Genomic DNA, 24,320 nt, shown 5'->3' with positions numbered 1-24,320 from the left:
CACCTTTTAGGGGCAGTCTGAATTCGGCACGAGCAGCACGGGAAGGTAACCTGTGGCAAAAGACCGATCACAGCGCGATGACTACACTACCCCCTTGCGTCGTTTGTTGCTGGGGATCGTGATCCTTTGTCTGTTGGGAATCTTCCTGATCTGGCGCATCGACAGCCCGCGCGTTGAACGGTTTCGCGCGCAAGTGGTGGATGCTGTTGTACCCTCGATGGAGTGGGCCATGGTGCCTGTGACTGCGACAGTCAATCTTGTTCGTGACTTCCAAAGCTATCAGCGCCTGAGCGAGCAAAACCGCGAACTGCGCAGCGAACTGCGCCTGATGCGCGCCTGGAAAGAAGCGGCACTGCAACTGGAGCAGGAAAACGCGCGTTTGTTGGATCTCAACAATGTACGTCTTGATCCGCGCCTGACCTATATCACCGGTGTGGTTATGGCCGACAGCGGCTCACCTTTCCGGCAGTCAGTTCTGCTAAACGTAGGTGAGCGCGACGGCATCGTCGATGGGTGGGCCACGATGGACGGCATCGGCCTTGTCGGTCGGATCTCGGGCGTCGGTTCAGATACAGCCCGCGTCATTCTGGTGACAGATGCAACCAGCGCCATACCCGCTACCATCCAGCCTTCGGGCCAGACCGCGTTGATCAAAGGGGACAACACGTCGGCGCCAGTTGTCGAATTCCTCGAAAGCCGTGAACTGGTCCGCCCCGGCGACCGGGTTATTACGTCAGGTGACGGTGGCGTTTTCCCGGCTGGTTTGCTGATTGGCCAGATCGCAACGGATCCGGGCGGCCGGTTGCGGGTGCGTCTGTCCGCTGATTTCGAACGGCTGGAGTTTCTGCGCGTTCTACGCTTCAACTCGGCCCCGATCATTCGGGACCCCGGCGGCATAGTGGGTCCAACCCGGCCCGAAGCCGCCCTGTCGCCTGAAGAGCTTAGTGATGGATAAGTCTGCCTCGCATAACTGGGCGATGCGCGGTCTCTACGCAGCGCTGGCTTTTTGTGTGCTGTTCCTGCATTTGTTGCCGCTGGATGCGCAACCAGATCGCTGGCCTTTTCCCGACGTTCTGATTGCCCTAACTTTCGCCTGGGTGCTGCGCCGCCCCGACTATGTTCCAACCTTGCTTGTGGCTGTCGTGATGCTGATGGCCGACCTTCTTCTGCAACGCCCACCGGGCCTTTTGGCGGCACTGGTTGTCTTTGGATCAGCCTATCTGCGTTCGGCGGCACCGGGTATGAAAGATGCCGGTTTCGTCGGAGAATGGATGTCGGTTAGCGTGGTCATCGCGGGTGTGTTTTTCGCGAACAGGATCGTTCTTTCAATCTTGTCCGTGCAACAGGCCGCTTTGTTGCCTGTCATGATCCAGCTCGTGCTGACAATTGTCTGTTATCCGGTCATCGTTGCACTGAGCCAAAGTGTGTTCGGTGTCCGTCGCATGACCGTTTCTGATACCGGCGCGGTAGGAGGTCGGGCATGAAGCCGCGCAAGCCCAAATCACAGGGCCTAGCCTATAAACGCTTGCCACGGCGTGCGCTGTTGTTGGGCGGCCTACAGGCCGCCTTCATTGGCGGGCTGGCGGCACGTATGCGGTTCATGCAAGTGGATCAGGCCGATGAGTATCGCCTGCTGGCCGAAGAAAACCGCATCAATATCCGCCTGATCCCCCCAAATCGCGGACGAATCTATGACCGCAACGGGCAGATCATTGGCCAGAACTCGCCATCCTACCGTATCGTGATTGTGCGCGAAGACGCCGGTGATGTGGATCAGGTGATCGGAAAATTGTCGGAACTGATCCCGCTGAACGATGATGAGATCGAACGCGCCCGGACCGAGATGCGCCGCTCGGCCCCGTTCCTGCCGGTCACGCTGGCCGATCAGGTCACGTGGGAGGACATATCGAAAGTTGCCGTCAATGCCCCAGCCTTGCCGGGTGTCACACCCGAAGTTGGTCTGACACGGCAATACCCACGCTATGAAGACTTTGCTCATATCGTCGGCTATGTCGGGCCGGTCAGTGATTACGACCTCAGCCAGATCGAAGACCCTGAACCCGTTCTGCGAATCCCCCGGTTTCAAATCGGCAAAGTGGGCCTAGAGGCAAAACAGGAAATCTCATTGCGCGGCAAGGCCGGTGCCAAGCGTGTCGAAGTCAACGCAACCGGTCGCGTCATGCGCGAGCTGGACCGACAGGAAGGCCAGCCCGGAGCCGACTTGCAACTGTCTGTTGATGCGGACCTGCAACAATACGCACAGGCACGTTTGGCGGGCGAAAGCGCCGCTGCCGTTGTTATCGATTGTGAAACCGGTGATCTGCGCGCGATGGCTTCGGCCCCTAGCTTCGATCCCAACCTGTTTGTGCGCGGTATCTCGGTCGCAGATTACCGCATGCTGACGCAAGACAAGTACCGTCCGCTGGCAAATAAGACAGTTCAGGGCACTTACCCTCCGGGTTCGACCTTTAAAATGGTCACTGCGTTGGCCGCGCTTGAGGCCGGAGTCGTCGGCCCCGGAAACACCGTTTACTGCCCCGGCCATCTGAAAGTTGGTAGCCGCCGCTTCCACTGCTGGAAGCGTGGTGGCCATGGCATGGTGGACCTCAACACTTCGCTGAAACGCAGTTGCGACGTGTATTATTACGACGTAGCGATAAAGGTCGGCATCGACAGAATCTCGGAGATGGCCAACAAGCTTGGACTGGGCATCAAGCATGACATCCCCATGTCCGCTGTGCGCGCGGGGTTGGCACCCAACCAGGAATGGAAACAAAGGATCCACGGCGAAGAATGGCTTATCGGCGACACGGCCAACGCGTCCATTGGACAAGGCTTTATGTTGGCCTCGCCAATGCAATTGGCCGTTATGACCGCGCGGATCGCCACTGGTCGTGCGGTTTCGCCTCGTCTGGTGCGGTCGATCAACGGGGTTGAACAACCCAGCGGTGCGGGAGAACCGCTTGAGATCAGTCCCGCCAATCTCAAACACATCCGCGAGGCGATGTGGGCCGTTTCCAACGATCGACGTGGCACGGCTTATCGTAGCCGTATTATCGCGGAAGATTTCCGCATGGCGGGAAAAACAGGCACCAGTCAGGTTCGAAACATTACCAAGGCCGAACGCGCAGCAGGCGTGATCCGAAACGAAGACTTACCCTGGGAACGTCGCGACCACGCGTTGTTTGTCAGTTTTGCCCCCTACGACAAACCCAAATACGCGATTGCCGTCGTGGTCGAACATGGTGGCGGAGGGTCCAAGGCCGCAGCCCCAGTGGCGCGGGACATCATGCTACAGGCTCTTTATAACGGCACGCCACCGCTCGACGCATACCCTGCCGGCGACCGTGACCGTATTAAGGAACAGCAAAAACAGCTCGAGGGCGACCGTCGCCCCAAAGCACGTCCTGACGAAAAGGACCGCGCATGAGCTATCTTGAGTACGCGGTCAAATCCACACCGTCTGGATTTCGAAAATTCCTGTACATGAACTGGCCGCTGACCCTGCTGCTAATCAGCACAGCCAGCGCTGGATTCCTGATGTTGTATTCGGTTGCCGGAGGATCCTGGACGCCTTGGGCAGAACCGCAGATGGAACGGTTCGGGCTTGGCCTCACAGCGATGTTCATCATAGCACTGGTCCCAATCTGGTTCTGGCGCAATATGTCCGTTCTGGCCTATCTGGGCTCGGTCGCGTTGCTGGTGTTTGTCGAACTGTTCGGCACCATCGGCATGGGCGCGCAGCGCTGGATCGACCTTGGATTCATGCGCCTACAACCATCAGAAGTGATGAAAGTCGCGCTGGTGATGGTTCTGGCGGCCTATTACGATTGGCTGCCATCCCACAAGACGTCCCGACCGCTTTGGGTCTTTTTCCCGGTGGCGTTGATCTTTCTGCCGACCCTTTTGGTCCTGAAACAACCCGACCTTGGTACTTCGATCCTTCTTCTGGCCGCGGGTGGCGGGCTGATGTTTCTGGCGGGCGTCCATTGGGCGTATTTTGCTGCCGTTATCGCAGCAGTTGTGGGCTTAATCGCCACTGTATTCAACAGCCGAGGGACCGAGTGGCAATTGCTCAAGGACTATCAGTTCCGCAGGATTGACACGTTTCTGGACCCCTCAACCGATCCACTGGGTGCAGGGTATCACATCACGCAGTCCAAGATCGCCCTTGGGTCCGGGGGCTGGAATGGGCGTGGGTTCATGCAAGGGACACAGTCGCGGTTAAACTTCCTGCCTGAAAAGCACACCGACTTCATTTTCACGACGCTGGCAGAAGAGTTCGGATTTGTCGGCGGCATCACCCTGTTGATCCTGTACGCGCTGATCCTTGTGTTCTGCATGGTAACTGCGCTTGCGACCAAGGATCGGTTTTCTTCACTGGTCACTATGGGCATTGCTTTGAACTTCTTCCTGTTCTTTGCCGTCAACATGTCGATGGTGATGGGCATGGCCCCGGTCGTTGGCGTGCCGCTGCCAATGGTTAGCTATGGCGGTTCGGCCATGCTGGTTCTGATGGCCGCGTTCGGCATCGTTCAAAGCGCACATATCCATCGCCCTCGTTGATCTGAAAGGCCCCCGATGCCCGCAAACGTCCTGTTTTCCGCACGCCCAGCGCTTTGGCCCGTGTATGAACCGCTGCTGACCAATTTCCTGGCAGAAGCAAACGTCGACGCACGGCTGAGCACCGAGTTTGCGCCGGATCAGGTCGACTATGTCGTCTATGCTCCGAATGGCGGCTTGCAAGACTTCACCCCTTTTACGCGACTCAAAGCGGTGCTGAGCCTTTGGGCGGGCGTCGAGAAGATTGCGGATAATGAAACGCTGATTGTCCCATTGGCACGGATGGTGGATCACGGGCTGACGCAGGGCATGACCGAATGGGTGGTGGGCCACGTGCTGCGCTATCATCTGGGAATGGACCGGCACATTACCGTGCAAGATGGCGTCTGGGCCCCCGTTGCCCCGCCCTTGGCCCAAGAGCGTAACGTCTGTATTTTGGGATTGGGCACGTTGGGTGAGGCCGCAGCCCGAGCCCTGACAGCGCTAAACTTTCAAGTTACCGGTTGGAGCCGCACCGCCAAAGACATTCCCGGTGTTGTTTGTCTGCACGGTCCAGAAGGGCTGCGGCAAGCGCTTTCTCAGGCAGAGATCGTGGTGCTGTTGCTGCCTGATACACCTGCCACGGAAAACGCGCTGAACGCCGAAACGCTGGCCATGCTGCCTAAAGGTGCACGGATCATCAACCCGGGTCGCGGACCGCTAATTGATGACGATGCGCTGTTGGATGCCCTAAACACGGGTCAGGTCGGTCATGCGACACTGGATGTTTTTCGCGTCGAGCCTTTACCCGCCGATCACCCCTATTGGGCGCACCCGAATGTCACCGTCACTCCGCATATCGCGTCAGAAACCCGCCCGGTCACAGCCGCGCAGGTCATTTGCGAGAATATCCGGCGGGGTGAGGCCGGTGAGCCCTTTGTGCACCTTGTAGATCGCGCTCTGGGCTACTGAACTCAGGCCGCGATCAATCCGCGGCCTTTCAACAGGGCGTCCACACCCGGCAATCGACCCCGGAACGCCAGATACAGGTCTTCCGCCTCACGCGACCCGCCGGTGGACAGGATGTTGTCTTCCAGCGCCTTGGCGCGTTCGGGATCAAAGGCGCCGCCTGCCTCTTGGAAGGCGGCGAAGGCGTCAGCATCCATCACCTCGGACCACATGTAACTGTAATAGCCCGAGCTATAGCCATCACCGGCAAAGACATGGGCAAAATGGGGCGTGGCGTGGCGCATTCCGATAGCATGTGGCATCCCCAGATCCGCCAAAACTTCGGCCTGTTTTGCCATCGGATCTGCCGGGGCATCCCCATCATGGAAGGCCAGATCAACGAGCGCGGAGGCAACATATTCCACCGTTTGGAACCCTTGATCGAAATTGGCAGCGTTCAACACTTTCTGCAGCATCTCCTGCGGCATCGGCTCGCCCGTTTCGGCATGGGTCGCAAACTCAGCCAGAACCTCGGGCACTTCCAGCCAGTGTTCGTAAAGCTGGCTGGGCAGTTCGACAAAATCGCGCGCGACCGAGGTGCCTGAGATGCTCTCATAGGTCACATTTGACAGCATCTGATGCAGGGCATGGCCGAATTCGTGGAATAATGTCCGCGCGTCGTCATAAGATAGAAGCGCCGGATCACCCTTGGCAAAATTGCAGACATTGATCACAACAGGTGCCTGAACCTGCGGGAATTTCGCCTGCGCCCGCATCGCGCTGCACCACGCGCCAGACCGCTTCGATCCCCGCGCAAAGTAGTCACCGATGAAAACAGCAATATGCTGACCGTCACGTGTGACTTCCCAAGCCCGGCAATCGGGGTGGTAGAGCGGTACGTCCAGCGGCGCGAATTCCAATCCGAACAGGCGGTTTGCGCAGGCGAATGATGCTTCGATCATACGGTCCAGTTGCAAATAGGGTTTCAGGGCCGCCTCATCCAGATCGTGTTCCGCCTTACGCCGCTTTTCGGCATAGTAGCGCCAGTCCCAGGCTTCCAGCGGACCGTTGATACCGTCTTCCTGCATCATCCGCGTCAGAATTTCAGCGTCTGCATCGGCGCGGGACTTGGCCGGTTCCCAAACCTGCATCAACAGCTCACGCACGCGGTCCGGCGTGCGGGCCATTTCGGTTTCCAGCTTGTAATCGGCGAAACTGTCATAGCCCAGCAGCTTGGCGCGTTCCTCACGCAGCGTCAAAATCCGGGCCGCGATGTCGCGATTGTCGGTCTCGCCGCCATTGGCCCCACGCGCAGCCCAAGCGCGATAGGCTTTTTCGCGCAGGTCTCGACGGGGTGAGAATTGCAGGAACGGCACAATCAGCGACCGCGACAAGGTCACCACCGGTCCTTGCGCCTCTTTCTCTTTCCCTGCAGCGCGGGCTGCGTCCACGACAAAATCCGGCAGGCCCTGCAGATCCTCTTCGGTCAGATCCATGAACCAGTCCCGCTCATCTGCCAACAGGTTTTGAGTAAAGGACGTGCCCAAAGAGGCGAGGCGCGACTTAATCTCTTGCATCCGGGTGTCGTCATCCCCTGCCAGCGCTGCGCCAGCACGTACAAACCCCCGATGGGTCAGCATCAGCACACGCGCCTGTTCTTCGGTCAGGTTCAGATCGTCGCGCCGCGCCCACAGGTCGGCCACGCGTTTGAACAGCGCCTTGTTCGAGGAAATACCGGAAAAATGCGCCGACAGCTTGGGTGAGAACTCTCGCTGCAACTCTTCACGTCTGGGATTGCTGTCTGCACCTGCAACTGTGAAAAAGACCGACATAACCTTGTCCAAATGCTCGCCCGCAGCCTCCAAAGCCTCAATCGTATTGGCAAAGGTCGGAGCCTCAGAATTCTCGGCAATCGCCGTGATCTGATCGTTATGCGCCGTCATTGCCTGATCCAGCGCCGGGGCGAAATCATCGTCCGAGATTTCGGCAAAGGGGGCAATTTCAAATGGGGTCGTCCAGCTGGACAGGATCGGGTTGGTCATTCGGATCTCCTTTGACCCTATAGCTAAGCCGCCAAGGCCGGGTGTTCCAGAACCCTTAGCCTGCGTAATGAAAGGTTAATCATTCGCGGTGCCGCAGACAGGGCAATCGGCGCGACGCGTCAGTGTGATTTTTCGGCTTTCGCCGTACAGAGCGTCATAGATCAGCATCTCGCCACGCAGCGCCATGCCTGCGCCGGTGATCACCTTGATCGCTTCGACTGCCATCATCGATCCAACAACGCCGGGCAAGGGGCCGATCACACCGGCCTCGGAACAGGACGGGGCCAGACCGGGGGCCGGAGCCTCGGGGAATATGCACTGATAGCAAGGGCTGCCATTGGCCGGGTCGAACACACTCAGCTGCCCTTCCCACTGCGACAAAGCCCCCGAGATTAGCGGTTTGCCCAGTGCGACGGCAGTTCGGTTCGCCAGATAGCGCGTGTCAAAGTTATCGGTCCCGTCAAGGATCAGGTCGAAATCGGCAAACAAATCGGCCGCGATCTCATCACTTAACCGGCGATGATAGGGCAGAACCACCACGTTCGGGTTCTGCGCCTCCATCGCTTGCTGGGCCGAAAAAACCTTGGGCATCCCGATATCTGCGTCGCGGTGAATGACCTGCCGCTGTAGGTTGGCGTTCTCGACGACGTCATCATCTATGACACCGATTTTGCCCACACCCGCTGCAGCCAGATATTGTAAAGCCGGGGCACCCAAACCACCCGCGCCAATCACTAGAACCAGTGCTTTTTTCAGCTTTTTCTGCCCCGGACCACCCAATTCGCGCAATACGATGTGACGGGCATAGCGGTCCAGCTCGGTCTCGGTAAATCGGTCGGTGGGCATGGCAGGTTCCTGATCTGAAACGGGTTTTGCGCGATTGCGCAGGGCTTTCAGCCCCCTGCCATACACCAAAACAATCGCGCCGAAACCCACGAGGATCAACCACATTGCCGCCGAGCCACCCGTCGCCTGACGCAGCGGATGCCCGTCTGGCAAGATCAGATGAGACAGGATCACTCCGACCAACAGCACACTGACCGAAACCACACGCGCTGTTTTTGATGTACCGGCGATATAGCCAACACCCCAGAGCCCCGCGGCCAGAACAAAAACCAGCAGCATCAGCCGCGCCCGGTTGAGCCAAAGCCGCCGGACCCGCGACTGGTTTCGCCCAATTCCTCAGCCAGTTCGAATGTGGCCTGCACAACCGGTGCGACCACCAGTTGCGCGATGCGCTCGCCATGAACAATCTCGAACCGGTCCTGACCTGCATTCATCACGATTACGCCCAAGGGTCCCCGATAGTCACTGTCGATGGTGCCCGGCGTGTTAGGCAGTGTAATCCCGTGTTTCAGCGCAAGGCCCGAGCGGGGACGGACCTGAACCTCGTATCCTTGCGGAATTTCGATGCGCAGGCCGGTCGGCACGAGGGCGCGTTGCCCGGGTTCCAACACAATAGGGGTGCCATCTGACAGGTTGGCGCGCACATCCGCCCCGGCGGCACCGGTTGTTTCGTAAGACGGAAGCGCGACAGCGGGGTCTGCACCGTCTTCGCGGATCACTCGAATTGCAACCATGCCTTTGCCTTTCCTTTAGCCTGCCAATGCATCCGCGATCTTTGCCGCCAGACGCCGGGCAACTTCGTCCTTGCCCAAGCGCGGCCATTCCTCGGCCCCACTGTCCGAGATCAGAATGACCGCATTCTCGGATCCACCCATGATGCCGGTTGCCGGGCTGACATCGTTCGCAACGATCCAATCACAGCCTTTGCGAAGACGTTTGGCGGTGGCGTGTTCAACCACATCGTCCGTTTCAGCCGCAAAGCCAACCACCAGCGACGGGCGGCCCACATCCATCTGGGACACACGTTTCAGAATGTCCGGGTTTTCGGCAAATTCCAGAACCGGCAGGCCATCCCGGCTTTTCTTTAGCTTCTTGTCCGATGCGCTGGCCACACGCCAATCCGCTACTGCCGCCGCGAACACACCCGCATCGACGGGCAGAGCGGAATCAACCGCGTCAGACATCTGTTGCGCCGTCTCAACCGGTACGACCTGTACACCTGCCGGAGGAGGCACGTCTGCTGGACCAGTGACAAAAATCACTTCGGCCCCCAAATCCGACAACGCCCGTGCCACGGCGGAACCCTGCGCCCCGGACGACCGGTTCGCGATATAGCGCACCGGATCAATTGGTTCGTGCGTGGGGCCCGAGGTCACCAGCACGCGCTTGCCAGCCAAAGGACCTTTCGTCATTTGGGTCTCAATCGCCGCAACGATCTCCAACGGCTCGGACATGCGACCCGGACCGTATTCGCCGCAGGCCATATCGCCCTCGTTCGGTCCAACAAAGCGTACCCCATCGGCCTGCAGCTGCTTTAAGTTGCGTTGCGTTGCCGGGTGGTCCCACATCCGTACATTCATCGCGGGCGCACACAGAACAGGTGTGTCGGTCGCCATCAGAAGGGTAGATGCCAGATCGTTGGCCAGCCCAGAAGCCATCTTGCCCATCAGATCCGCTGTTGCAGGGGCCACAATGATCAAATCGGCCGAGCGTGACAGCTGAATGTGGCCCATCTCGGCCTCATCGGTCAGATCGAACAGATCGCGATAAACCTTTTCACCGGCGAGGGCAGATACAGACAAGGGCGTCACAAATTCTTCTGCTGCGCGGGTCAGAACCGGCGTCACATCAGCTCCACGCTCGCGAAGCCTGCGGATCAGATCCAGCGACTTATAGGCCGCAATCCCGCCGCCAATGATCAGCAAAATGCGTTTGGATGACAGCATGATCAGCCCTTCCTGTCCCGGTCGGCCCCGACATTAGGCAAGGCTAGCAGGTAGTTCCAGCGATTAATTCTGCACCTGAAACGCCGCACAGGGGTCTTCACGCTCTATCGATGGGCTATCTATTACCACGTCGAAATCGCCATCGATAATCCCGTCTTCGGATTGTCCTACTGCAACAACCTTCCACCCCGGGGAAAGACGCGCAAGATAGGTCGGGATCCCACGATCCTTGCGCGCATGACCATTGCCGGTGATCACTGCAACCGGTCCGCCGGTTTCATCCATCGCACGCACCACCGCACGGGCGAGCACCGCGTCACGCAAGCGTTGAATTGCAACCATCTGAGGCAACATTTCAGCTGGCAACGCGTCGCAATGGGCGGCCAGTTGATCCGCCTCGCGCGCTGCCTGTTCATCGGGTGGCAAAGGAACCGTCAGTCCAAATCGTGCTGCATCCGCGCCCAAAGCGGTGGCCGCCCCGCGTTCCATCGCAGCGCGTGCGGCAGTCCTTGGCACCATAGCCCCGTACACGGGCGCGGTTGAAGCTTGAAAAACTGGATAATACATGCTGAGCGGAGGCCACCCGCTTTCGGCCCATTTCAGGATACGGCCTAGCTCTTCCGGGTCCGATACTGCCTTTTGCGCCAGCCGCTGCGCGCCTTCTTCAGTGACCATCTCCCACACAACAGCCGAAGGGGAAAAAGCGGTTAAGGCCGCAGCCTGAATGTGGTGATGGGTGGGGTTGTCGTGCACCTCACCCAGGATCAAGACATCAGCGCCCTGCATCGCAGTCAGCGCTGCGTCAGGTATTAAAGCCTCTGCTCCGCCAGGTCGCACTGCGGCGACCATAAGGCCCAGAACACACACAAGAATCGCAAGATGTTTCATGCAAGGAAGTGTTGCACCTCGCGCGACTGACCTTCAAGGTTCTTACGCATTTTTGAAAAGGCTGCGGCCTCTAGCTGCCGTACACGCTCTTTTGACAGGCCCAGCTCGTCTCCAAGGCTTTCCAACGTCCTTGCAGGCTCTCGCAGCTTGCGCTCACGCACAATGAAACGTTCGCGATCGTTCAGCGCGTTCATCGCAGTCAGCAACCACTCGCGCAGTTGCGCCGTGTCATGGCTGTGTTCAACAGACTCCGCGGCCTGTTCGCGATCATCCTCTAGCGCATCGATCCACTCGCGCCCATCCTCGTCCGCAGACTGCACTGCGTTCAGCGAAAAGTCTGAACCGGAGAGACGCCCTTCCATCATTTCAACATCGCGCAGGGGAACGCCAATTTCGGTGGCAATCATCTGATGCAGCTGGTGACGATCTAACTCCAAACCTTCGGTCGCTGCCTCGCGTTCCAACCGGGCCTGAACCCGCCGCATATTAAAAAACAACGACTTTTGGGCGGATGTGGACCCTGTCCTAACCATTGACCAATTGCGCATCACATAGTCCTGAATGCTCGCTTTGATCCACCAAACGGCATAGGTCGAGAAACGCACACCGCGATCAGGGTCGAACTTGTCTGCCGCCTTCATCAGACCCAGCCCAGCCTCTTGAATGAGGTCATTCATAGGCGCGCCATAGCGTTTGAATTTGGCAGCCATCGAAATCGCCAGCCGCATGTACGCGGTGATCAACCGGTGCAGCGCTTGTTCATCACGCTCGTCGCGCCAAGCGTAAGCCAGCTTTAGTTCGGTTTCCGCATCCAGCAACTCAGCCTTCATCGCTTGCCGGGACATCGAAAAGTCTGTCGTGTTATCCAGTGCCATCAACCTCTCCCCTGTTTTGCAGGCGCTGGCCGGACTTGCTTTGCCGACCTATGACCGATACGCAAAACAGCACTATGTGGATCATCTAAAGGTAAGAATTGTGTCGTCGGATTTAACCTTGGTTCTTGGAGGGGCTGCCTCGGGCAAGTCGGCCTTTGCTGAAGAACTTATTGTTTCCACGGGGAAAAATCGGAATTATCTTGCGACATCACAAGTGTTTGATGACGAGATGCGCCAAAAAGTTAAGCGCCATCTTTTACAGCGTGGCGACGGCTGGACCACGGTTGAAGAGCCTCTTGATCTGGGACCGGTTCTGGCCGGCATACCGCACGATCAGATTTGCCTGATCGATTGCGCCACCATGTGGCTAAGCAACCATCTTCTGGCGGAATCCGATCTGGAAACGGCACAGACCAACCTGTTGCACGCCCTGAACGCTTGCCCGGCCCAGGTTGTGATTGTCTCGAATGAGGTAGGTCACGGGATCGTCCCGGACAACGCTCTGGCCCGCAGGTTTCGCGAGGCGCAGGGGCGGCTAAACATCGCGCTCGCTGCTCAGGCGGATCTGGTTGTACAGGTTACAGCCGGACTACCCTTGGTTTTGAAAGGCCAAATGCCATGACGCGGCTGCATCTTGTGCGGCACGGGCCGACGCATGCAAAAACCATGGTGGGCTGGTCTGATCTGCCTGCGGACCTGAGCGATACGGAAGCCCTGAGGCGGCTGAACGATTACTTGCCATCCGAAGCGTTGGTGATCTCGTCCGACCTGTCCCGCGCCGTCGACACAGCATCAGCCATTCAGGGCCTGCGCCATCGCTTGCCTCACAATCCGGACCTTCGGGAAATCAATTTTGGCAGCTGGGAATTACGCGGATTCGCAGATATCGAAGCTGAAGACCCTGAACTGGCCTTCGCATATTGGGACGATCCGGGTGATGTCCGCCCACCGCAGGGCGAAAGCTGGAACGACGTCCGCACCCGGGTCGATGCCGCGATCGACGCGCTTGTGGCTCTGCACACGGGGCGCGACCTGGTGATCGTTGCACATTTCGGCGTGATCCTCACGCAAGTGCAGCGCGCTTTGGATCTGGATGGACAGCAGACCTTTTCGCACCGGATCGACAATCTGTCTGTGACAGACATTACCTTAGGCGCCAACTCATGGTCGGTCGGCAAGATCAATCACCTTCCGTGAACTGACCCCGCACAAATCACTGTTTTACTGGTCAACCGGCCTGCGGCATCGTTCAAGCATGACTTATGATTTGTATATCGGTGACCGCCTCTTCTCCAGTTGGTCTATGCGCGGCTGGTTGATGCTCGAGAAATTCAATCTGCCTTATCGCAGCCACATGATCGGCCTGTACTCGGGCAGCATGAAACAAGACATGCGACCGCTGGCCCCGGCCCGTCTGGTTCCCGCCTTGCGCCTGCCAGAGGGAACGGTTGTGGGAGAAAGCCTGGCCATGGCCGAAACGCTGGCCGAGCGTCACCCGGAAGCCGGGCTGTGGCCGTCTGATCCGTCAGCCCGGGCCACCGCGCGCTGGCTCAGCGCCGAAATGGTTGCCGGTTTCAGCGCGCTGCGCGGCCAATGCCCGATGCAATTACAGCAAGTGTGGCAAGGGTTTACCCCGGCTTCTGAGACGCTGGCAGATCTTGAACGGATTGAGACGCTCTGGGCGCATGCGAGGCGCATTTCTGGCGCGGAAGAAGGTCCGATGTTTGGCGCATATTCTCTAGCAGATGTCTTCTATACGCCTGTTGCCGCGCGGATCATCGGCTATGGGCTGCCAGTGTCCGAGGCGAACCGGGCCTATTGTTTGGACCTCCTGTCGGATCCAGCCGTCAGACAATGGCGCGCAATGGGCATGACAGTTCGATACGACCCATTCCCGTATCCGCAGGAGCTGCCGTCGATGCCTTGGCCGGTCGGCGGGGACTCGAATGCCAAACCGGTGTCAGGCGGTCCTTCCGTCAACGAGGCTTGCCCATACTCCGGCAAACCGGTTGCTGATTTTCTGGAATTGGATGGCCAACGCTGGGGGTTCTGCAATCCGTTCTGCCGCGACAAAACCGTGGCTGACCCCGACGCGTGGCCCAAATTCACCGCTTTGCGTGCGGCCGTTAACGACTCTTAAACCCCAACCATGGCAGCAACGTCCTGTTAACCAATATCAGGACTGCCATGGTTGCCCGTGCCCATACCGTCGCCTTTCAAGGGGTCGAAGCCCGCCCAGTCGAAGTGCAATGCGCTGTATCGCCAGGCCTGCCCGCCTTTTCCATCGTGGGCCTGCCGGACAAGGCGGTATCAGAAGCGCGCGACCGGGTCCGCAGCGCACTGAGCGCGATGGCTATCGCCCTGCCCTCAAAGCGGATCACCATCAACCTGTCCCCCGCCGACCTACCCAAGGAAGGAAGCCATTTCGACCTGCCCATAGCTGTCGCGCTGTTGTCGGCCCTAGAGATCATTCCTGCCGACGCCGCAGAAAGCACCGTAGCTTTGGGAGAGCTTTCACTCGACGGCTCTCTGGTCCCGGTGGTCGGAGCGCTGCCTGCGGCGATGACGGCGGCATCAGATGATCGCATGTTGCTATGCCCCCGCGCCTCCAGCGCCGAGGCGGCGTGGGTCGACGCAACCCAAGTGATCGGCGCGGGATCTCTGGGCGATGTTGTGCGCCACTTCTCAGGCCAATCCCCCCTGCCAGCCGCCCAGCCCGGCGAGGTGAACCTGACGCCCAGCGCGCGGGACCTGCGCGACGTAAAAGGGCAGGAACGCGCCAAACGCGCCCTGGAAATCGCTGCAGCGGGGCGTCACCATCTGATCATGATCGGAACGCCGGGATCGGGTAAATCTATGCTGGCCGCGCGGCTTCCCGGCATCTTGCCCCCACTGACCGCAGTTGAAGCTTTGGAAACCTCGATGATCCAGTCCTTGTGCGGTTTACTGGACGAAGGCGGCATCAATCGCACGCGCCCGTTTCGCGAGCCCCACCATACGGCCTCGATGGCCGCAATCGTCGGGGGCGGTAAAGGGGCTAAACCCGGTGAGATTTCGCTGGCTCATAACGGCGTGCTTTTCATGGATGAATTCCCTGAGTTTCCGCGCACCGTTCTGGAAACCTTGCGCCAGCCCATCGAAACCGGCGAAGTCATGGTGGCGCGCGCCAATGCCCACGTAAAATACCCTTGCCGTTTTATGCTGGTGGCGGCAGCCAACCCCTGCAAATGCGGCTATCTAACAGACCCCTCTCGCGCCTGCTCACGCGCACCGGGCTGTGGCGAGGACTATCTGAACCGCATCTCAGGGCCGTTGATGGACAGGTTCGACCTGAGGATCGAAGTACCGCCGGTGGAATTCACCGATCTCGACTTGCCGCCGTCTGGCGACAGCTCTGCTACGGTTGCTGAACGGGTCGAAAACGCCCGCGCAATTCAGGCGAACCGATTTCAAGACACCCCACATCTGCGCCAAAACGCGGATGCAGAAGGGAAGGTTTTGGAAGAGATCGCAACACCTGATGCGGAAGGCAAAGAGCTGTTGCTGAAAGCGGCAGACCGGTTTGGCCTGTCCGCCCGCGCGTTTCACCGCATTCTGCGCGTGGCGCGTACAATCGCCGATCTGGAAGGATCCGCAAACGTCCGCAGACCGCACGTGGCCGAGGCGCTGAGCTTTCGCATCAGCGCCCGGGTCATGGCTTAGATCTTCGCTTCGATGGCCTGCCAGATTTTTTCGGCAATGTTGACGCCGTCGAAGCGCTCAAGCTCCTGAATGCCGGTGGGCGAGGTCACGTTGATCTCGGTCAGATAGTCGCCAATCACGTCGATCCCGACAAATATCTGACCTTTTTCTTTCAGCAGGGGCCCGATAGCTGCGCAAATTTCAAGATCACGATCTGACAGACCGATCTTTTCCGGACGCCCGCCCACATGCATGTTCGATCGTGTCTCGCCTGCAGCAGGAACCCGATTGATCGCGCCAACGGGCTCGCCATCGACCAAAATCACCCGTTTGTCGCCATTGCTGACGTCAGGCAGGAATTTTTGCACGATCAGAGGCTCACGCGAGAACCCGGTGAACAGCTCGTGCAGAGACGTCAGGTTGCGATCATTGGCATCCAGTCGGAACACGCCTGCACCGCCATTGCCATAGAGCGGCTTAAGGATGATATCGCCGTGCTTTTCCTTGAACGCTTTGATCGTCTGCAGATCACGCGCAATGGTTGTCGGCGGCGTTAGATCGGGGAAATCCAGCACCAGCAGCTTTTCCGGATAATTGCGCACCCAGAACGGGTCGTTGACCACCAGCGTCTGACCCTTGAGACGATCCAGCAAATGCGTGGACGTGATGTAGTGCATGTCAAACGGAGGGTCCTGTCGCAACCAGACCACATCAAAATCAGCCAGATCAACCTCGCGTTCCGGTCCCAGCACCGCCGGATCGCCGGCGATGCGCTGCACAGTCATGTCATGACCTCGCGCCGTGATGCGGCCTTCTTGATAGGCCAGTTGATCAGGCCCGTAGAAAAACAGCGAATGCCCGCGCGCCTGCGCCTCTTCCGCCAGCCGAAATGAGCTGTCCGCGTTGATGTCCACGGCCCCGATCGGGTCCATTTGAAAGGCGATTTTCATGGCATGTCCCTCAGTTTCACGCCAGATACATGGCCCAGCAGGCCCTTGGGTTCAATGGGGCTTAGGCGTGACCAAAGGCGTTTTCGATGATTTGAACTGCACCAGACGCATCCACCAGAGCCGCGTCAAAGCGCACGTCGGTGAGTTGTCCATTTGGTTCATTCTCTAAGAACTGAGCAGCCGAAGCGTAGATTCGATCGATCTGTCTGGGGCTGATCCGGGCTGCCGCCTTGTCAAAGCTGCTGCTTTTCTTGACTTCAATGAACACAAGTCCCGCGCCATTGCGCGCGATCAGATCAATTTCACCGCCCGCGCCGCGCCAGCGCCGATGCAGAATGGCCATGCCACGACGCTCATAGTCCTCGGCAACCCGCAGCTCTGCGGCCTGCCCGGCATGATATGAAACAGAGCCCTGATTTGCCCGCCGACCCATATCGTCATTTTCCCAGTTTCAGAGCTTTCTGGTAAATCGGTCGGCGCGGCAGGTCATACATTTTTGAAACAAGATCCGCCGCATCCCGAACCGAGTGGCTTTCCAACGCTCGCTTCAGTGCCTCTTCTACGTCGGATTCGTTAACGCTTTGCGAATGGCCACGATCCACCAGAACAACGATTTCACCTTTGACCGACTTGTCTTGGTAATCTTGGGCCAAATCGGCCAGGGTGCCACGGCGAATCTCTTCGAATTTCTTCGTCAGTTCGCGACACAGCGCCGCCTGTCGGTCTGCTCCCAGAACCATGGCCAGATCTGACAAGCTGGCGGATACACGTTTTGGAGATTCATAAAAAACTAACGTACCCGGAATATCCTTCAGCGCCTCAATCCTGGCGCGGCGTGCGCCGGACGCGTTCGGTAGAAAACCAGCAAAAAAGAAAGCGTCTGTCGGAAGACCCGCCAAGGTCAAAGCCGTCAAAGCTGCCGACGCGCCGGGGGCACAGGTCACCATGTGCCCGGCCTCAGCCGCCTGCTTTCCCAGATCATAGCCCGGATCCGCAATAAGTGGCATTCCAGCCTCTGAGGCGTAGGCAACTGACTGCCCCTGCGCCAGCGCCTCCACGATTTTGGCGCGCGCTCCTGCGCCGCTGTGATCATGGTAGGCATGGATTCGGCGCCCCTCCAAAGGGACGCCGTGAATCTCCATCAAACGGCGCAAACTGCGGGTGTCTTCCGCTGCGATCACGTCGGCTGATGCCAGAACATCCAACGCCCTGAGCGTAATATCGCGCGCAGTTCCAATCGGAGTGGCAACAAAGTACAGGCCCGCAGCCAATCTGATCTTTTGGAAATTCAAAGCTGGACCCTCACAGCGTGACGTTTATTATCGCGGCTCGACAGAACAGAAGCATTCAAGGCCGCCGGATCAGGGAGTTTTCATTTAGATGTTCACCGTTTGCAAGCCCGTAAGCAAGTTGGCGAAAGCTGCTGCTGCCCTGACAACCGCGGCGTTTCTGGCCGCCTGTGAACCGGGCGGCCTTGGCGGTGGACCGTCGATCAATACTTCTGCCCCGGTTCCTGTGGCTTTACTTGTGCCCAGCGGGTCTGGCCAATCAGGTGATGCTGCATTAGCACAAAGCCTGGAAAATGCAGCGCGTCTGGCAATGTCTGATCTGCCCAACGTGACCATCGACCTGCGTGTTTACGACACAGCCGGAAACCCGAACACGGCGACTGCGGTGGCCCAGCAAGCCGTTGCGGATGGTGCCAAGATCATCATCGGGCCGGTCTATGCGCAGGCCGCAAATGCCGCCGGACTGGCGGTATTGAACAACAATATCAACGTGCTTTCGTTTTCGAACAACACCAGCATCGCGGGTGGAAACGTCTTTGTTCTTGGCCCCACGTTTGACAACACAGCCAACCGGTTGGTGAGCTATGCGGGAAGTCAGGGCAAAGCCAACACAGTGATCGTGCACAGCAACGACGCCGCAGGTCAGCTGGGCCAAGCCGCAATTGCAAGCGCACTTGCCAGCAGCCGGGTCAACAACGCCGGCACTGTTGGATACGACCGTTCGCAGCAGGGCGTTATCAACTCGGTGCCCTCAATCAAAGCCACGGTTGATTCGACAGGGGCCGATTCGATTTTCCTGACGGCCACAACGGCAGGTGCATTGCCTTTGTTCTCGCAATTGCTGCCTGAGGCTGGAGTGTCGCCCGCGACCACGCAATTTATCGGCCTGACGCGCTGGGATATTCCTCCACAGACGCTTGAGTTGCCGGGCGTGCAAGGCGGATGGTTCGCTCTGCCCGATCCATCCAAGGCTCAGGCATATCGTCAACGTTACAACGCGACATATGGCGAAGCGCCCCATCCGATCAGCGGGTTGGCCTATGACGGTATCGCAGCCATCGGCGCGTTGGTCAGTCAGGGCAAATCCGATGCTCTGACCGCGTCAGCGCTGACACAAAACGCCGGTTTCCAGGGCGTTGGCGGCATTTTCCGCCTGCGCCCGAACGGCACCAACGAACGCGGTCTGGCGGTCGCCACGATCCAGAACAAACAGGTGGTTGTGATTGACCCTGCCCCACAAAGCTTCTCTGGCGCCGGCTTCTGATCTGCCGGGCGCCAGCCCTGTGCCTGAAAGCTCGTTAATCTGCCCCGCTGAAGACATCTTCGACAGTGCCAGCGTCAATGACGCGCTGGCGCTGGCGTTTGAGTCGTGCACGGACAACAGCAAAATGCGGGCCGAAACGGTGCGTATTCTGCGTGACGCGCAAAAGGCCGGGCGCGCTGCTATTGCCGAAGCCTTTGGCAAAAAGCCCTTCGAGGCGCGCGCACTGACGCGGTCCTATACCTATCTGACGGATCAGTTGGTCGGTACGGCGATGCTGGTGTCCAGCACACGCCTACATCCGCTTGCAACGCCCACCCAAGGCGAGAAGATTGCGGTTTTGGCGGTCGGCGGGTACGGGCGCGGAGAAATGGCGCCATCTTCGGATGTCGACCTGCTGTTTCTGACCCCCTATAAAATCACAGCTTGGGCCGAGAGCGTCATCGAATCGATGCTCTACATTCTGTGGGACTTGCGGCTGAAAGTCGGCCATTCCTCTCGTACGATCAAAGACTGCTTGCGGCTGGGCGCCGAGGATTTCACCATCCGCACCGCCATGTTGGAACAACGCTATCTGGCCGGTGACAAGGCCCTTGCGGACGAGCTGGATCAACGTCTGAAAAGCGATTTGTTCAAGGGAACCGAACGCGAATTCATCGAAGCCAAGCTGAAAGAACGGGACGAGCGCCACCTGAAACAAGGTGAGCGCTACATGGTCGAACCCAATGTGAAAGAAGGCAAAGGCGGCCTGCGTGATCTTCAATCGCTCTATTGGATCGCAAAATATGTCTATGGCGTGCAGGACGTGGCCGAACTCGTTCCTCTGGGTTTGTTCACGCCAGAAGAATTCGAGACCTTTGTTCAGGCCGAAGAGTTCCTGTGGGCCGTGCGATCGCATCTGCATCTGGTGACGGGCCGCGCCACCGAGCAACTGACGTTTGACATGCAGGTCGAAGTGGCCGCACGCATGGGCTATGAGGATCGCGCCGGGCGACGGGCGGTCGAGGTCTTCATGCAGCGCTACTTCCGCGAGGCAACTCGGGTCGGTGAACTGACACGGATTTTCCTGACCAAGCTCGAAGCGCTGCATATGAAAAGCGCGCCGTTGCTGGAGCGTATTTTCCGCAGAAGCCCAAGGGTCAAGGATGGCTATAGAGTGGTTCACGGGCGTCTCGACGTAGCCGACCCCGACACGTTCCTGTTGGACAAACTAAACCTTCTGCGTTTGTTCGAAGAAGGGCTGCGCACCGGCATGCTGATCCATCCGGATGCAATGCGCCTTGTCAGCGCCAATCTACATCTTATCGATGACGAGATGCGCAACGACAAAGAAGCCAAACGCATTTTTCTGGATCTTATGCTGAAACACGGCAACCCGGAACGTGCGTTGCGGCGGATGAACGAACTGGGAGTTCTATCGGCCTTTTTGCCCGAGTTCGAGCACATCGTAGCGATGATGCAGTTCAATATGTATCACAGCTATACGGTGGACGAGCATACCATCCAATGCATCATTAACCTTGCCCAGATCGAGCGCGGTGAACTGGTGGAATCCCTGCCGCTTGCCTCATCGATCCTTGAGCGCGGGGTCAATCGAAAGGTGCTGTACGTCGCATTGCTGCTGCACGACATTGCCAAAGGCCGCCCCGAGGATCATTCGATACTGGGCGCACAGATCGCGCGCAAAGTGGCCCCGCGATTGGGGCTGAGCAAATCAGAGTCCGAAACGGTTGAATGGCTGGTTCGGTATCACCTGCTGATGTCGGACATGGCGCAAAAACGCGACATCTCGGACCCACGGACCGTTCGTGATTTTGCCAAGGCCGTTCAAACGGTCAAACGGCTGGATCTGCTAACTGTTCTAACCGTCTGTGACATTCGCGGCGTCGGCCCCAACACCTGGAACAATTGGAAAGCCACGTTGCTGCGCGCCTTGCACGCAGAGACCAAGCGTGCGCTGGAAACTGGTATGGAAGACCTCAACCGCGCCAATCGCGGGGCTGAGGCCAAGAAGGCCCTGCGCACGGAATTGGCGGGCTGGTCCAAAACAGACCTCAAAACTGAAACAGCGCGTCACTATGATCCGTATTGGCAGGGTCTTAATCTGGCGACGCATGTCGAATTTGCAGAGATGCTGCACGCACTGGACCAAAGCGGTGATCCGGGCGCGATGGAAATCAGGCTTGAACCTGACGAGGATCGCGACGCTACGCGGGCATGCTTTGCAATGGGCGACCATCCAGGGATTTTTGCCCGCATTGCCGGGGCATTGGCCCTTGTCGGCGCGAATGTTGTAGACGCCCGCAGCTACACCACAAAAGACGGTTACGTCACGGATGCATTCTGGATTCAGGACGCCGAAGGGCGTCCGTTCGAAGCCGCGCGTCTGCCCCGCCTGACGCAGATGATCCACAAGACGCTGCGCGGCGAAGTGGTTGCCAAGGAAGCCCTGAAATCACGCGACAAGATCAAGAAACGCGAGCGTGCCTTCAACGTGCCGACCCATATCACTTTCGACAATGATGGGTCTGAAATCTACACGATCATCGAAGTTGACACGCGTGACCGCCCCGGTCTGCTTTATGACCTGACCCGGACGTTGGCAGCGGCGAATGTGTACATTGCCAATGCCGTGATTGCGACCTACGGCGAACAGGTGGTGGACGCCTTTTACGTCAAGGACATGTTCGGACTGAAATACCATTCGGAAAGCAAGCAGCGCGGGCTTGAGGCGAAGTTGCGCAAGGCGATCACCGAAGGCGCCGAGCGTGCGGCCTCATGAAGCAAATCCGGTTGATTTCGGGCTTTTTCACGGTCGGCTTCTGGACACTCGCCAGCCGCATTCTGGGGTTTCTGCGGGAAATTCTGCTGACCGCGCTGATCGGCCCCGGGCCGGTTATGGACGCGTTTGTTGCGGCCTTCCGCCTGCCGAACATGTTCCGCCGCTTTTTTGCCGAAGGTGCCTTTAACGCGGCCTTTGTGCCCATGTTCTCAAAGCGGTTGGAAGCGGATGAGAATCCGCAGGGCTTTGCGCAGGATGCGTTCAACCTGTTGGCGCTTGCTGTTTTGGCACTGGTTGGGCTTGCGCTGGTTTTCATGCCCGGTTTGGTGTGGCTGACAGCCGAAGGGTTTTATGGCGATGAGCGCTTCGATCTGGCGGTGGATTATGGGTATGTCGTTTTCCCTTACATCCTGTTCATGTCTCTGGCCGCCCTCTTTTCCGGTGTCCTGAACGCAACCGGTCGGTTCGCGGCGGCAGCTGCCGCACCAGTTTTGCTGAACATCTTTGCCTGCACGGCCCTGATCACCGGGGCCCTTTCAGGCGGCGAGGTCATCCGGTGGCTGATCTCGGTTATTCCGGCTGCAGGTATCGCACAATTGGCGCTGGTCTGGGTTGCAACGGAACGGGCCGGTATCCGCATTCGGCCAGGCCTGCCTAAACTCACGCCCGAGATGCGCAGGATGGTCCGCATCGCGGTCCCTGCCGCTCTAGCGATGGGGGTCACGCAGGTTAATCTGGTCGTCGGGCAGTTGGTGGCGTCGAAAACCGAAAAGGCCGTGAGCTGGCTGTTTGCTGCAGATCGGCTGTACCAACTACCGCTAGGCGTGGTCGGTATCGCCATCGGTATTGTTCTGCTGCCCGACCTGTCGCGACGACTGCGTGCCGAGGACAAAGAAGGCGCACGCAACGCGTTTTCCCGTGCCGGAGAGTTCATGTTGCTGCTGACCCTGCCTTCGACCGTGGCGTTTCTGGTCATCCCGAACCCGCTGGTCTCAGTCCTGTTCGAACGGGGGCAATTCACCACCGAGGATACCACAGCCACAGCGCTGGCCGTTGCCATCTATGGCATCGGACTACCTGCCTTCATGCTGCAAAAACTGCTGCAACCACTGTATTTTGCACGCGAGAATACGCGCTCTCCGTTTCACTATGCTGTCGTGGCAATGATCGTGAATGCTGCTTTGGCGTTTGGCCTCTTCCCGCTTGTGGGCTGGATCGCACCCGCCATTGCTGCATCAACAGCGGGTTGGGCCATGGTCGTTCTATTGGCATTTGGGGCGCGAAACATGGGGGAAGAGGCGCGGTTCGATGACCGGTTCAAACAACGCGCGGGTCGGATCGTGCTGGCCTCGATTGGCATGGGCGTGGTCTTGTATGCGGCGCTTCTGGCGTTTGGTTGGACGTTGAATGTTCCCGGTTGGAGATATCTGGCGCTGTTTGTCCTGATTATCGTCGCTGCGGCTTCTTATTTTGGTCTAGGTCACCTCTTGGGCGCATTCAAACTGTCCGAGTTCAAACGCGCCCTGCGCCGATCCTGATCAATCGCGGCGTATGCGCCCGACGATGCGGTCCCAGGCACCGGGTGCGACAAGGAAAGAGACGCCGAAACCGGTGGCAAACCCACCCAAATCAGCAACCCATTCCCAATTGCCGCCAAAGATCAGGCCAAACAGAAATTGAATGCCCATAAGAACGGCAATGAGCTGAAATGCCCGTGCCTGATTTGCGCCAACCAAAGACAGCTTTCGCCACAACAACCAAGTAAATGCGCCGATAAGGCCGTAAACCGGTGGAAACCCTCCGATCAGAGGATAGCGGGGATCCAACAGAACGGCATAAGCCAACGCGCCCCCGATCCCTGAGACGACAAAGATCAGCAGCATGGGGAAGCCGCCAAACACTTCACCGACCATCTTGCCCATGGCCAGAACGAAGACGCAAACAAACACCGCCTGTGTGAAATTGGCCGAGACAAACGGATAGGTCACGAACCGGATCACATGTTCAAACGGCCAGCGCCCGTTCAGCACCATCCAGTCGAAGATATCCGCCGAAAACGCATAGTGTTGTATCGCGTCCAGCCGCCAGCCGACCGCTGTTGGCCCTCCGACCAAACCGCGCGATCCCAGCGTAAAAGCGAGTTCAATGCCGATGATGAACAGAACCAGCGCCACAACAACGGGCGGCAAAGGGTTCACGGCGGGTGTGTAATGCTCACTGCTCATTGGGCGGGCCTTTCGCGGCTGTTGACGTCCCTGTGCCTCATGGGT

22 protein-coding genes are annotated in these 24,320 nt (G+C 58.5%); 12 read left to right on the top strand and 10 right to left on the bottom strand.

The features are described from left to right. The first annotated feature begins 52 nt into the window (after window positions 1-52). From mreC to ACR0EV_RS15210, 5 genes are read left to right on the top strand one after another with little or no spacing between them, the layout of a single operon-like run. Complete coding sequence (gene mreC / locus ACR0EV_RS15230) at window positions 53-955, top strand: rod shape-determining protein MreC (RefSeq protein ID WP_171105509.1); 903 nt, start codon at window positions 53-55, stop codon at window positions 953-955. Continuing rightward, window positions 948-1,484, top strand: a complete 537-nt coding sequence (locus ACR0EV_RS15225) for a rod shape-determining protein MreD (RefSeq protein ID WP_480800862.1) — start codon at window positions 948-950, stop codon at window positions 1,482-1,484. The genes mreC and ACR0EV_RS15225 overlap by 8 nt, the downstream gene beginning before the upstream one ends. Then, window positions 1,481-3,430: a penicillin-binding protein 2 gene (mrdA, locus tag ACR0EV_RS15220; RefSeq protein WP_480800861.1), complete on the top strand. Its 1,950-nt coding sequence runs from the start codon at window positions 1,481-1,483 to the stop codon at window positions 3,428-3,430. The genes ACR0EV_RS15225 and mrdA overlap by 4 nt, the downstream gene beginning before the upstream one ends. Next, window positions 3,427-4,566 carry a rod shape-determining protein RodA gene (gene rodA, locus ACR0EV_RS15215; protein ID WP_480800860.1) on the top strand — a complete coding sequence of 380 codons (1,140 nt, stop codon included), beginning with the start codon at window positions 3,427-3,429 and terminating at the stop codon, window positions 4,564-4,566. Before mrdA ends, rodA begins: the two co-directional genes overlap by 4 nt. Before the next feature lie 15 nt (window positions 4,567-4,581). Continuing rightward, complete coding sequence (locus ACR0EV_RS15210; protein WP_480800859.1) at window positions 4,582-5,514, top strand: 2-hydroxyacid dehydrogenase; 933 nt, start codon at window positions 4,582-4,584, stop codon at window positions 5,512-5,514. A 2-nt stretch (window positions 5,515-5,516) separates the two neighbouring features. Here the strand turns inward: ACR0EV_RS15210 and ACR0EV_RS15205 are convergent, their stop codons facing one another. From ACR0EV_RS15205 to ACR0EV_RS15180, 6 genes are all read right to left on the bottom strand, one after another. Then, window positions 5,517-7,532 (bottom strand): M3 family metallopeptidase, encoded by a 2,016-nt coding sequence (locus tag ACR0EV_RS15205; RefSeq protein WP_480800858.1) that lies wholly within the window; start codon window positions 7,530-7,532, stop codon window positions 5,517-5,519. A gap of 75 nt (window positions 7,533-7,607) precedes the next feature. Beyond that, window positions 7,608-8,657, bottom strand: coding sequence for a HesA/MoeB/ThiF family protein (locus ACR0EV_RS15200; protein WP_480800857.1), 1,050 nt, complete (start codon window positions 8,655-8,657; stop codon window positions 7,608-7,610). After that, entirely contained in the window at window positions 8,657-9,112 is a 456-nt protein-coding gene (gene dut, locus ACR0EV_RS15195; protein ID WP_480800856.1) for a dUTP diphosphatase, read from the bottom strand. Before dut ends, ACR0EV_RS15200 begins: the two co-directional genes overlap by 1 nt. Before the next feature lie 15 nt (window positions 9,113-9,127). Then, window positions 9,128-10,324 (bottom strand): bifunctional phosphopantothenoylcysteine decarboxylase/phosphopantothenate--cysteine ligase CoaBC, encoded by a 1,197-nt coding sequence (coaBC, locus tag ACR0EV_RS15190; protein ID WP_480800855.1) that lies wholly within the window; start codon window positions 10,322-10,324, stop codon window positions 9,128-9,130. A gap of 63 nt (window positions 10,325-10,387) precedes the next feature. Continuing rightward, on the bottom strand, window positions 10,388-11,212 hold the full coding sequence (locus ACR0EV_RS15185; protein ID WP_480800854.1) for a ChaN family lipoprotein: 825 nt from the start codon (window positions 11,210-11,212) through the stop codon (window positions 10,388-10,390). Then, window positions 11,209-12,087, bottom strand: a complete 879-nt coding sequence (locus ACR0EV_RS15180; RefSeq protein WP_480800853.1) for an RNA polymerase factor sigma-32 — start codon at window positions 12,085-12,087, stop codon at window positions 11,209-11,211. Before ACR0EV_RS15180 ends, ACR0EV_RS15185 begins: the two co-directional genes overlap by 4 nt. Before the next feature lie 100 nt (window positions 12,088-12,187). Between ACR0EV_RS15180 and cobU the strand changes: the two genes are divergently transcribed. The 4 genes from cobU to ACR0EV_RS15160 are packed head-to-tail and all read left to right on the top strand — an operon-like array spanning window position 12,188 to window position 15,789. Further along, window positions 12,188-12,709 (top strand): bifunctional adenosylcobinamide kinase/adenosylcobinamide-phosphate guanylyltransferase, encoded by a 522-nt coding sequence (cobU, locus tag ACR0EV_RS15175; RefSeq protein WP_480800973.1) that lies wholly within the window; start codon window positions 12,188-12,190, stop codon window positions 12,707-12,709. Beyond that, window positions 12,706-13,284: a histidine phosphatase family protein gene (locus ACR0EV_RS15170; RefSeq protein WP_480800852.1), complete on the top strand. Its 579-nt coding sequence runs from the start codon at window positions 12,706-12,708 to the stop codon at window positions 13,282-13,284. The genes cobU and ACR0EV_RS15170 overlap by 4 nt, the downstream gene beginning before the upstream one ends. A gap of 58 nt (window positions 13,285-13,342) precedes the next feature. Next, window positions 13,343-14,227 (top strand): glutathione S-transferase N-terminal domain-containing protein, encoded by an 885-nt coding sequence (locus ACR0EV_RS15165; RefSeq protein WP_480800851.1) that lies wholly within the window; start codon window positions 13,343-13,345, stop codon window positions 14,225-14,227. Window positions 14,228-14,274: 47 nt separating this feature from the next. Next, on the top strand, window positions 14,275-15,789 hold the full coding sequence (locus ACR0EV_RS15160; protein WP_480800850.1) for a YifB family Mg chelatase-like AAA ATPase: 1,515 nt from the start codon (window positions 14,275-14,277) through the stop codon (window positions 15,787-15,789). Here ACR0EV_RS15160 and gshB read toward each other — a convergent pair. The 3 genes from gshB to rsmI all read right to left on the bottom strand — a co-directional run bounded on the left by gshB (window position 15,786) and on the right by rsmI (window position 18,010). Next, window positions 15,786-16,718, bottom strand: coding sequence for a glutathione synthase (gene gshB / locus ACR0EV_RS15155; RefSeq protein ID WP_480800849.1), 933 nt, complete (start codon window positions 16,716-16,718; stop codon window positions 15,786-15,788). The two genes, ACR0EV_RS15160 and gshB, sit on opposite strands and share 4 nt — an antisense overlap. Window positions 16,719-16,779: 61 nt before the next feature. Continuing rightward, window positions 16,780-17,151, bottom strand: a complete 372-nt coding sequence (locus tag ACR0EV_RS15150; protein ID WP_480800848.1) for a YraN family protein — start codon at window positions 17,149-17,151, stop codon at window positions 16,780-16,782. A gap of 4 nt (window positions 17,152-17,155) precedes the next feature. Continuing rightward, window positions 17,156-18,010: a 16S rRNA (cytidine(1402)-2'-O)-methyltransferase gene (rsmI, locus tag ACR0EV_RS15145; RefSeq protein ID WP_480800847.1), complete on the bottom strand. Its 855-nt coding sequence runs from the start codon at window positions 18,008-18,010 to the stop codon at window positions 17,156-17,158. Window positions 18,011-18,098: 88 nt separating this feature from the next. On the opposite strand from rsmI, the gene ACR0EV_RS15140 reads away from it, so the two are divergent. Genes ACR0EV_RS15140 through murJ form a run of 3 tightly spaced genes read left to right on the top strand, consistent with a single transcriptional unit; the run spans window position 18,099 to window position 23,588 of the window. Further along, complete coding sequence (locus ACR0EV_RS15140) at window positions 18,099-19,271, top strand: penicillin-binding protein activator (RefSeq protein WP_480800846.1); 1,173 nt, start codon at window positions 18,099-18,101, stop codon at window positions 19,269-19,271. Next, complete coding sequence (locus ACR0EV_RS15135; RefSeq protein ID WP_480800845.1) at window positions 19,231-22,050, top strand: [protein-PII] uridylyltransferase; 2,820 nt, start codon at window positions 19,231-19,233, stop codon at window positions 22,048-22,050. The genes ACR0EV_RS15140 and ACR0EV_RS15135 overlap by 41 nt, the downstream gene beginning before the upstream one ends. Next, on the top strand, window positions 22,047-23,588 hold the full coding sequence (gene murJ / locus ACR0EV_RS15130) for a murein biosynthesis integral membrane protein MurJ (protein WP_480800844.1): 1,542 nt from the start codon (window positions 22,047-22,049) through the stop codon (window positions 23,586-23,588). Before ACR0EV_RS15135 ends, murJ begins: the two co-directional genes overlap by 4 nt. Here the strand turns inward: murJ and ACR0EV_RS15125 are convergent, their stop codons facing one another. Then, complete coding sequence (locus ACR0EV_RS15125; RefSeq protein ID WP_171093608.1) at window positions 23,589-24,275, bottom strand: rhomboid family intramembrane serine protease; 687 nt, start codon at window positions 24,273-24,275, stop codon at window positions 23,589-23,591. Window positions 24,276-24,320 lie beyond the last annotated feature (45 nt).

It is taken from the genome of Ruegeria sp. CF8, from assembly GCF_056537285.1.
The sequence above is the reverse complement of the archived record's forward strand: the minus strand, read 5'-3'. Positions and strand labels throughout refer to the sequence as shown.

Excerpts from the sequence above, each read along its gene's own strand:
- mrdA (WP_480800861.1), top strand. The coding sequence starts at position 1,481 with ATGAAGCCGCGCAAGCCCAAATCACAGGGCCTAGCCTATAAACGCTTG.
- murJ (WP_480800844.1), top strand. The coding sequence starts at position 22,047 with ATGAAGCAAATCCGGTTGATTTCGGGCTTTTTCACGGTCGGCTTCTGG.
- ACR0EV_RS15185 (WP_480800854.1), bottom strand. The coding sequence starts at position 11,212 with ATGAAACATCTTGCGATTCTTGTGTGTGTTCTGGGCCTTATGGTCGCC.
- ACR0EV_RS15160 (WP_480800850.1), top strand. The coding sequence starts at position 14,275 with ATGGTTGCCCGTGCCCATACCGTCGCCTTTCAAGGGGTCGAAGCCCGC.
- ACR0EV_RS15205 (WP_480800858.1), bottom strand. The coding sequence starts at position 7,532 with ATGACCAACCCGATCCTGTCCAGCTGGACGACCCCATTTGAAATTGCC.
- gshB (WP_480800849.1), bottom strand. The coding sequence starts at position 16,718 with ATGAAAATCGCCTTTCAAATGGACCCGATCGGGGCCGTGGACATCAAC.
- ACR0EV_RS15150 (WP_480800848.1), bottom strand. The coding sequence starts at position 17,151 with ATGGGTCGGCGGGCAAATCAGGGCTCTGTTTCATATCATGCCGGGCAG.
- dut (WP_480800856.1), bottom strand. The coding sequence starts at position 9,112 with ATGGTTGCAATTCGAGTGATCCGCGAAGACGGTGCAGACCCCGCTGTC.
- ACR0EV_RS15210 (WP_480800859.1), top strand. The coding sequence starts at position 4,582 with ATGCCCGCAAACGTCCTGTTTTCCGCACGCCCAGCGCTTTGGCCCGTG.
- ACR0EV_RS15170 (WP_480800852.1), top strand. The coding sequence starts at position 12,706 with ATGACGCGGCTGCATCTTGTGCGGCACGGGCCGACGCATGCAAAAACC.
- rodA (WP_480800860.1), top strand. The coding sequence starts at position 3,427 with ATGAGCTATCTTGAGTACGCGGTCAAATCCACACCGTCTGGATTTCGA.
- ACR0EV_RS15140 (WP_480800846.1), top strand. The coding sequence starts at position 18,099 with ATGTTCACCGTTTGCAAGCCCGTAAGCAAGTTGGCGAAAGCTGCTGCT.
- ACR0EV_RS15125 (WP_171093608.1), bottom strand. The coding sequence starts at position 24,275 with ATGAGCAGTGAGCATTACACACCCGCCGTGAACCCTTTGCCGCCCGTT.
- ACR0EV_RS15225 (WP_480800862.1), top strand. The coding sequence starts at position 948 with ATGGATAAGTCTGCCTCGCATAACTGGGCGATGCGCGGTCTCTACGCA.
- ACR0EV_RS15180 (WP_480800853.1), bottom strand. The coding sequence starts at position 12,087 with ATGGCACTGGATAACACGACAGACTTTTCGATGTCCCGGCAAGCGATG.
- ACR0EV_RS15200 (WP_480800857.1), bottom strand. The coding sequence starts at position 8,657 with ATGCTGCTGGTTTTTGTTCTGGCCGCGGGGCTCTGGGGTGTTGGCTAT.
- coaBC (WP_480800855.1), bottom strand. The coding sequence starts at position 10,324 with ATGCTGTCATCCAAACGCATTTTGCTGATCATTGGCGGCGGGATTGCG.
- ACR0EV_RS15165 (WP_480800851.1), top strand. The coding sequence starts at position 13,343 with ATGACTTATGATTTGTATATCGGTGACCGCCTCTTCTCCAGTTGGTCT.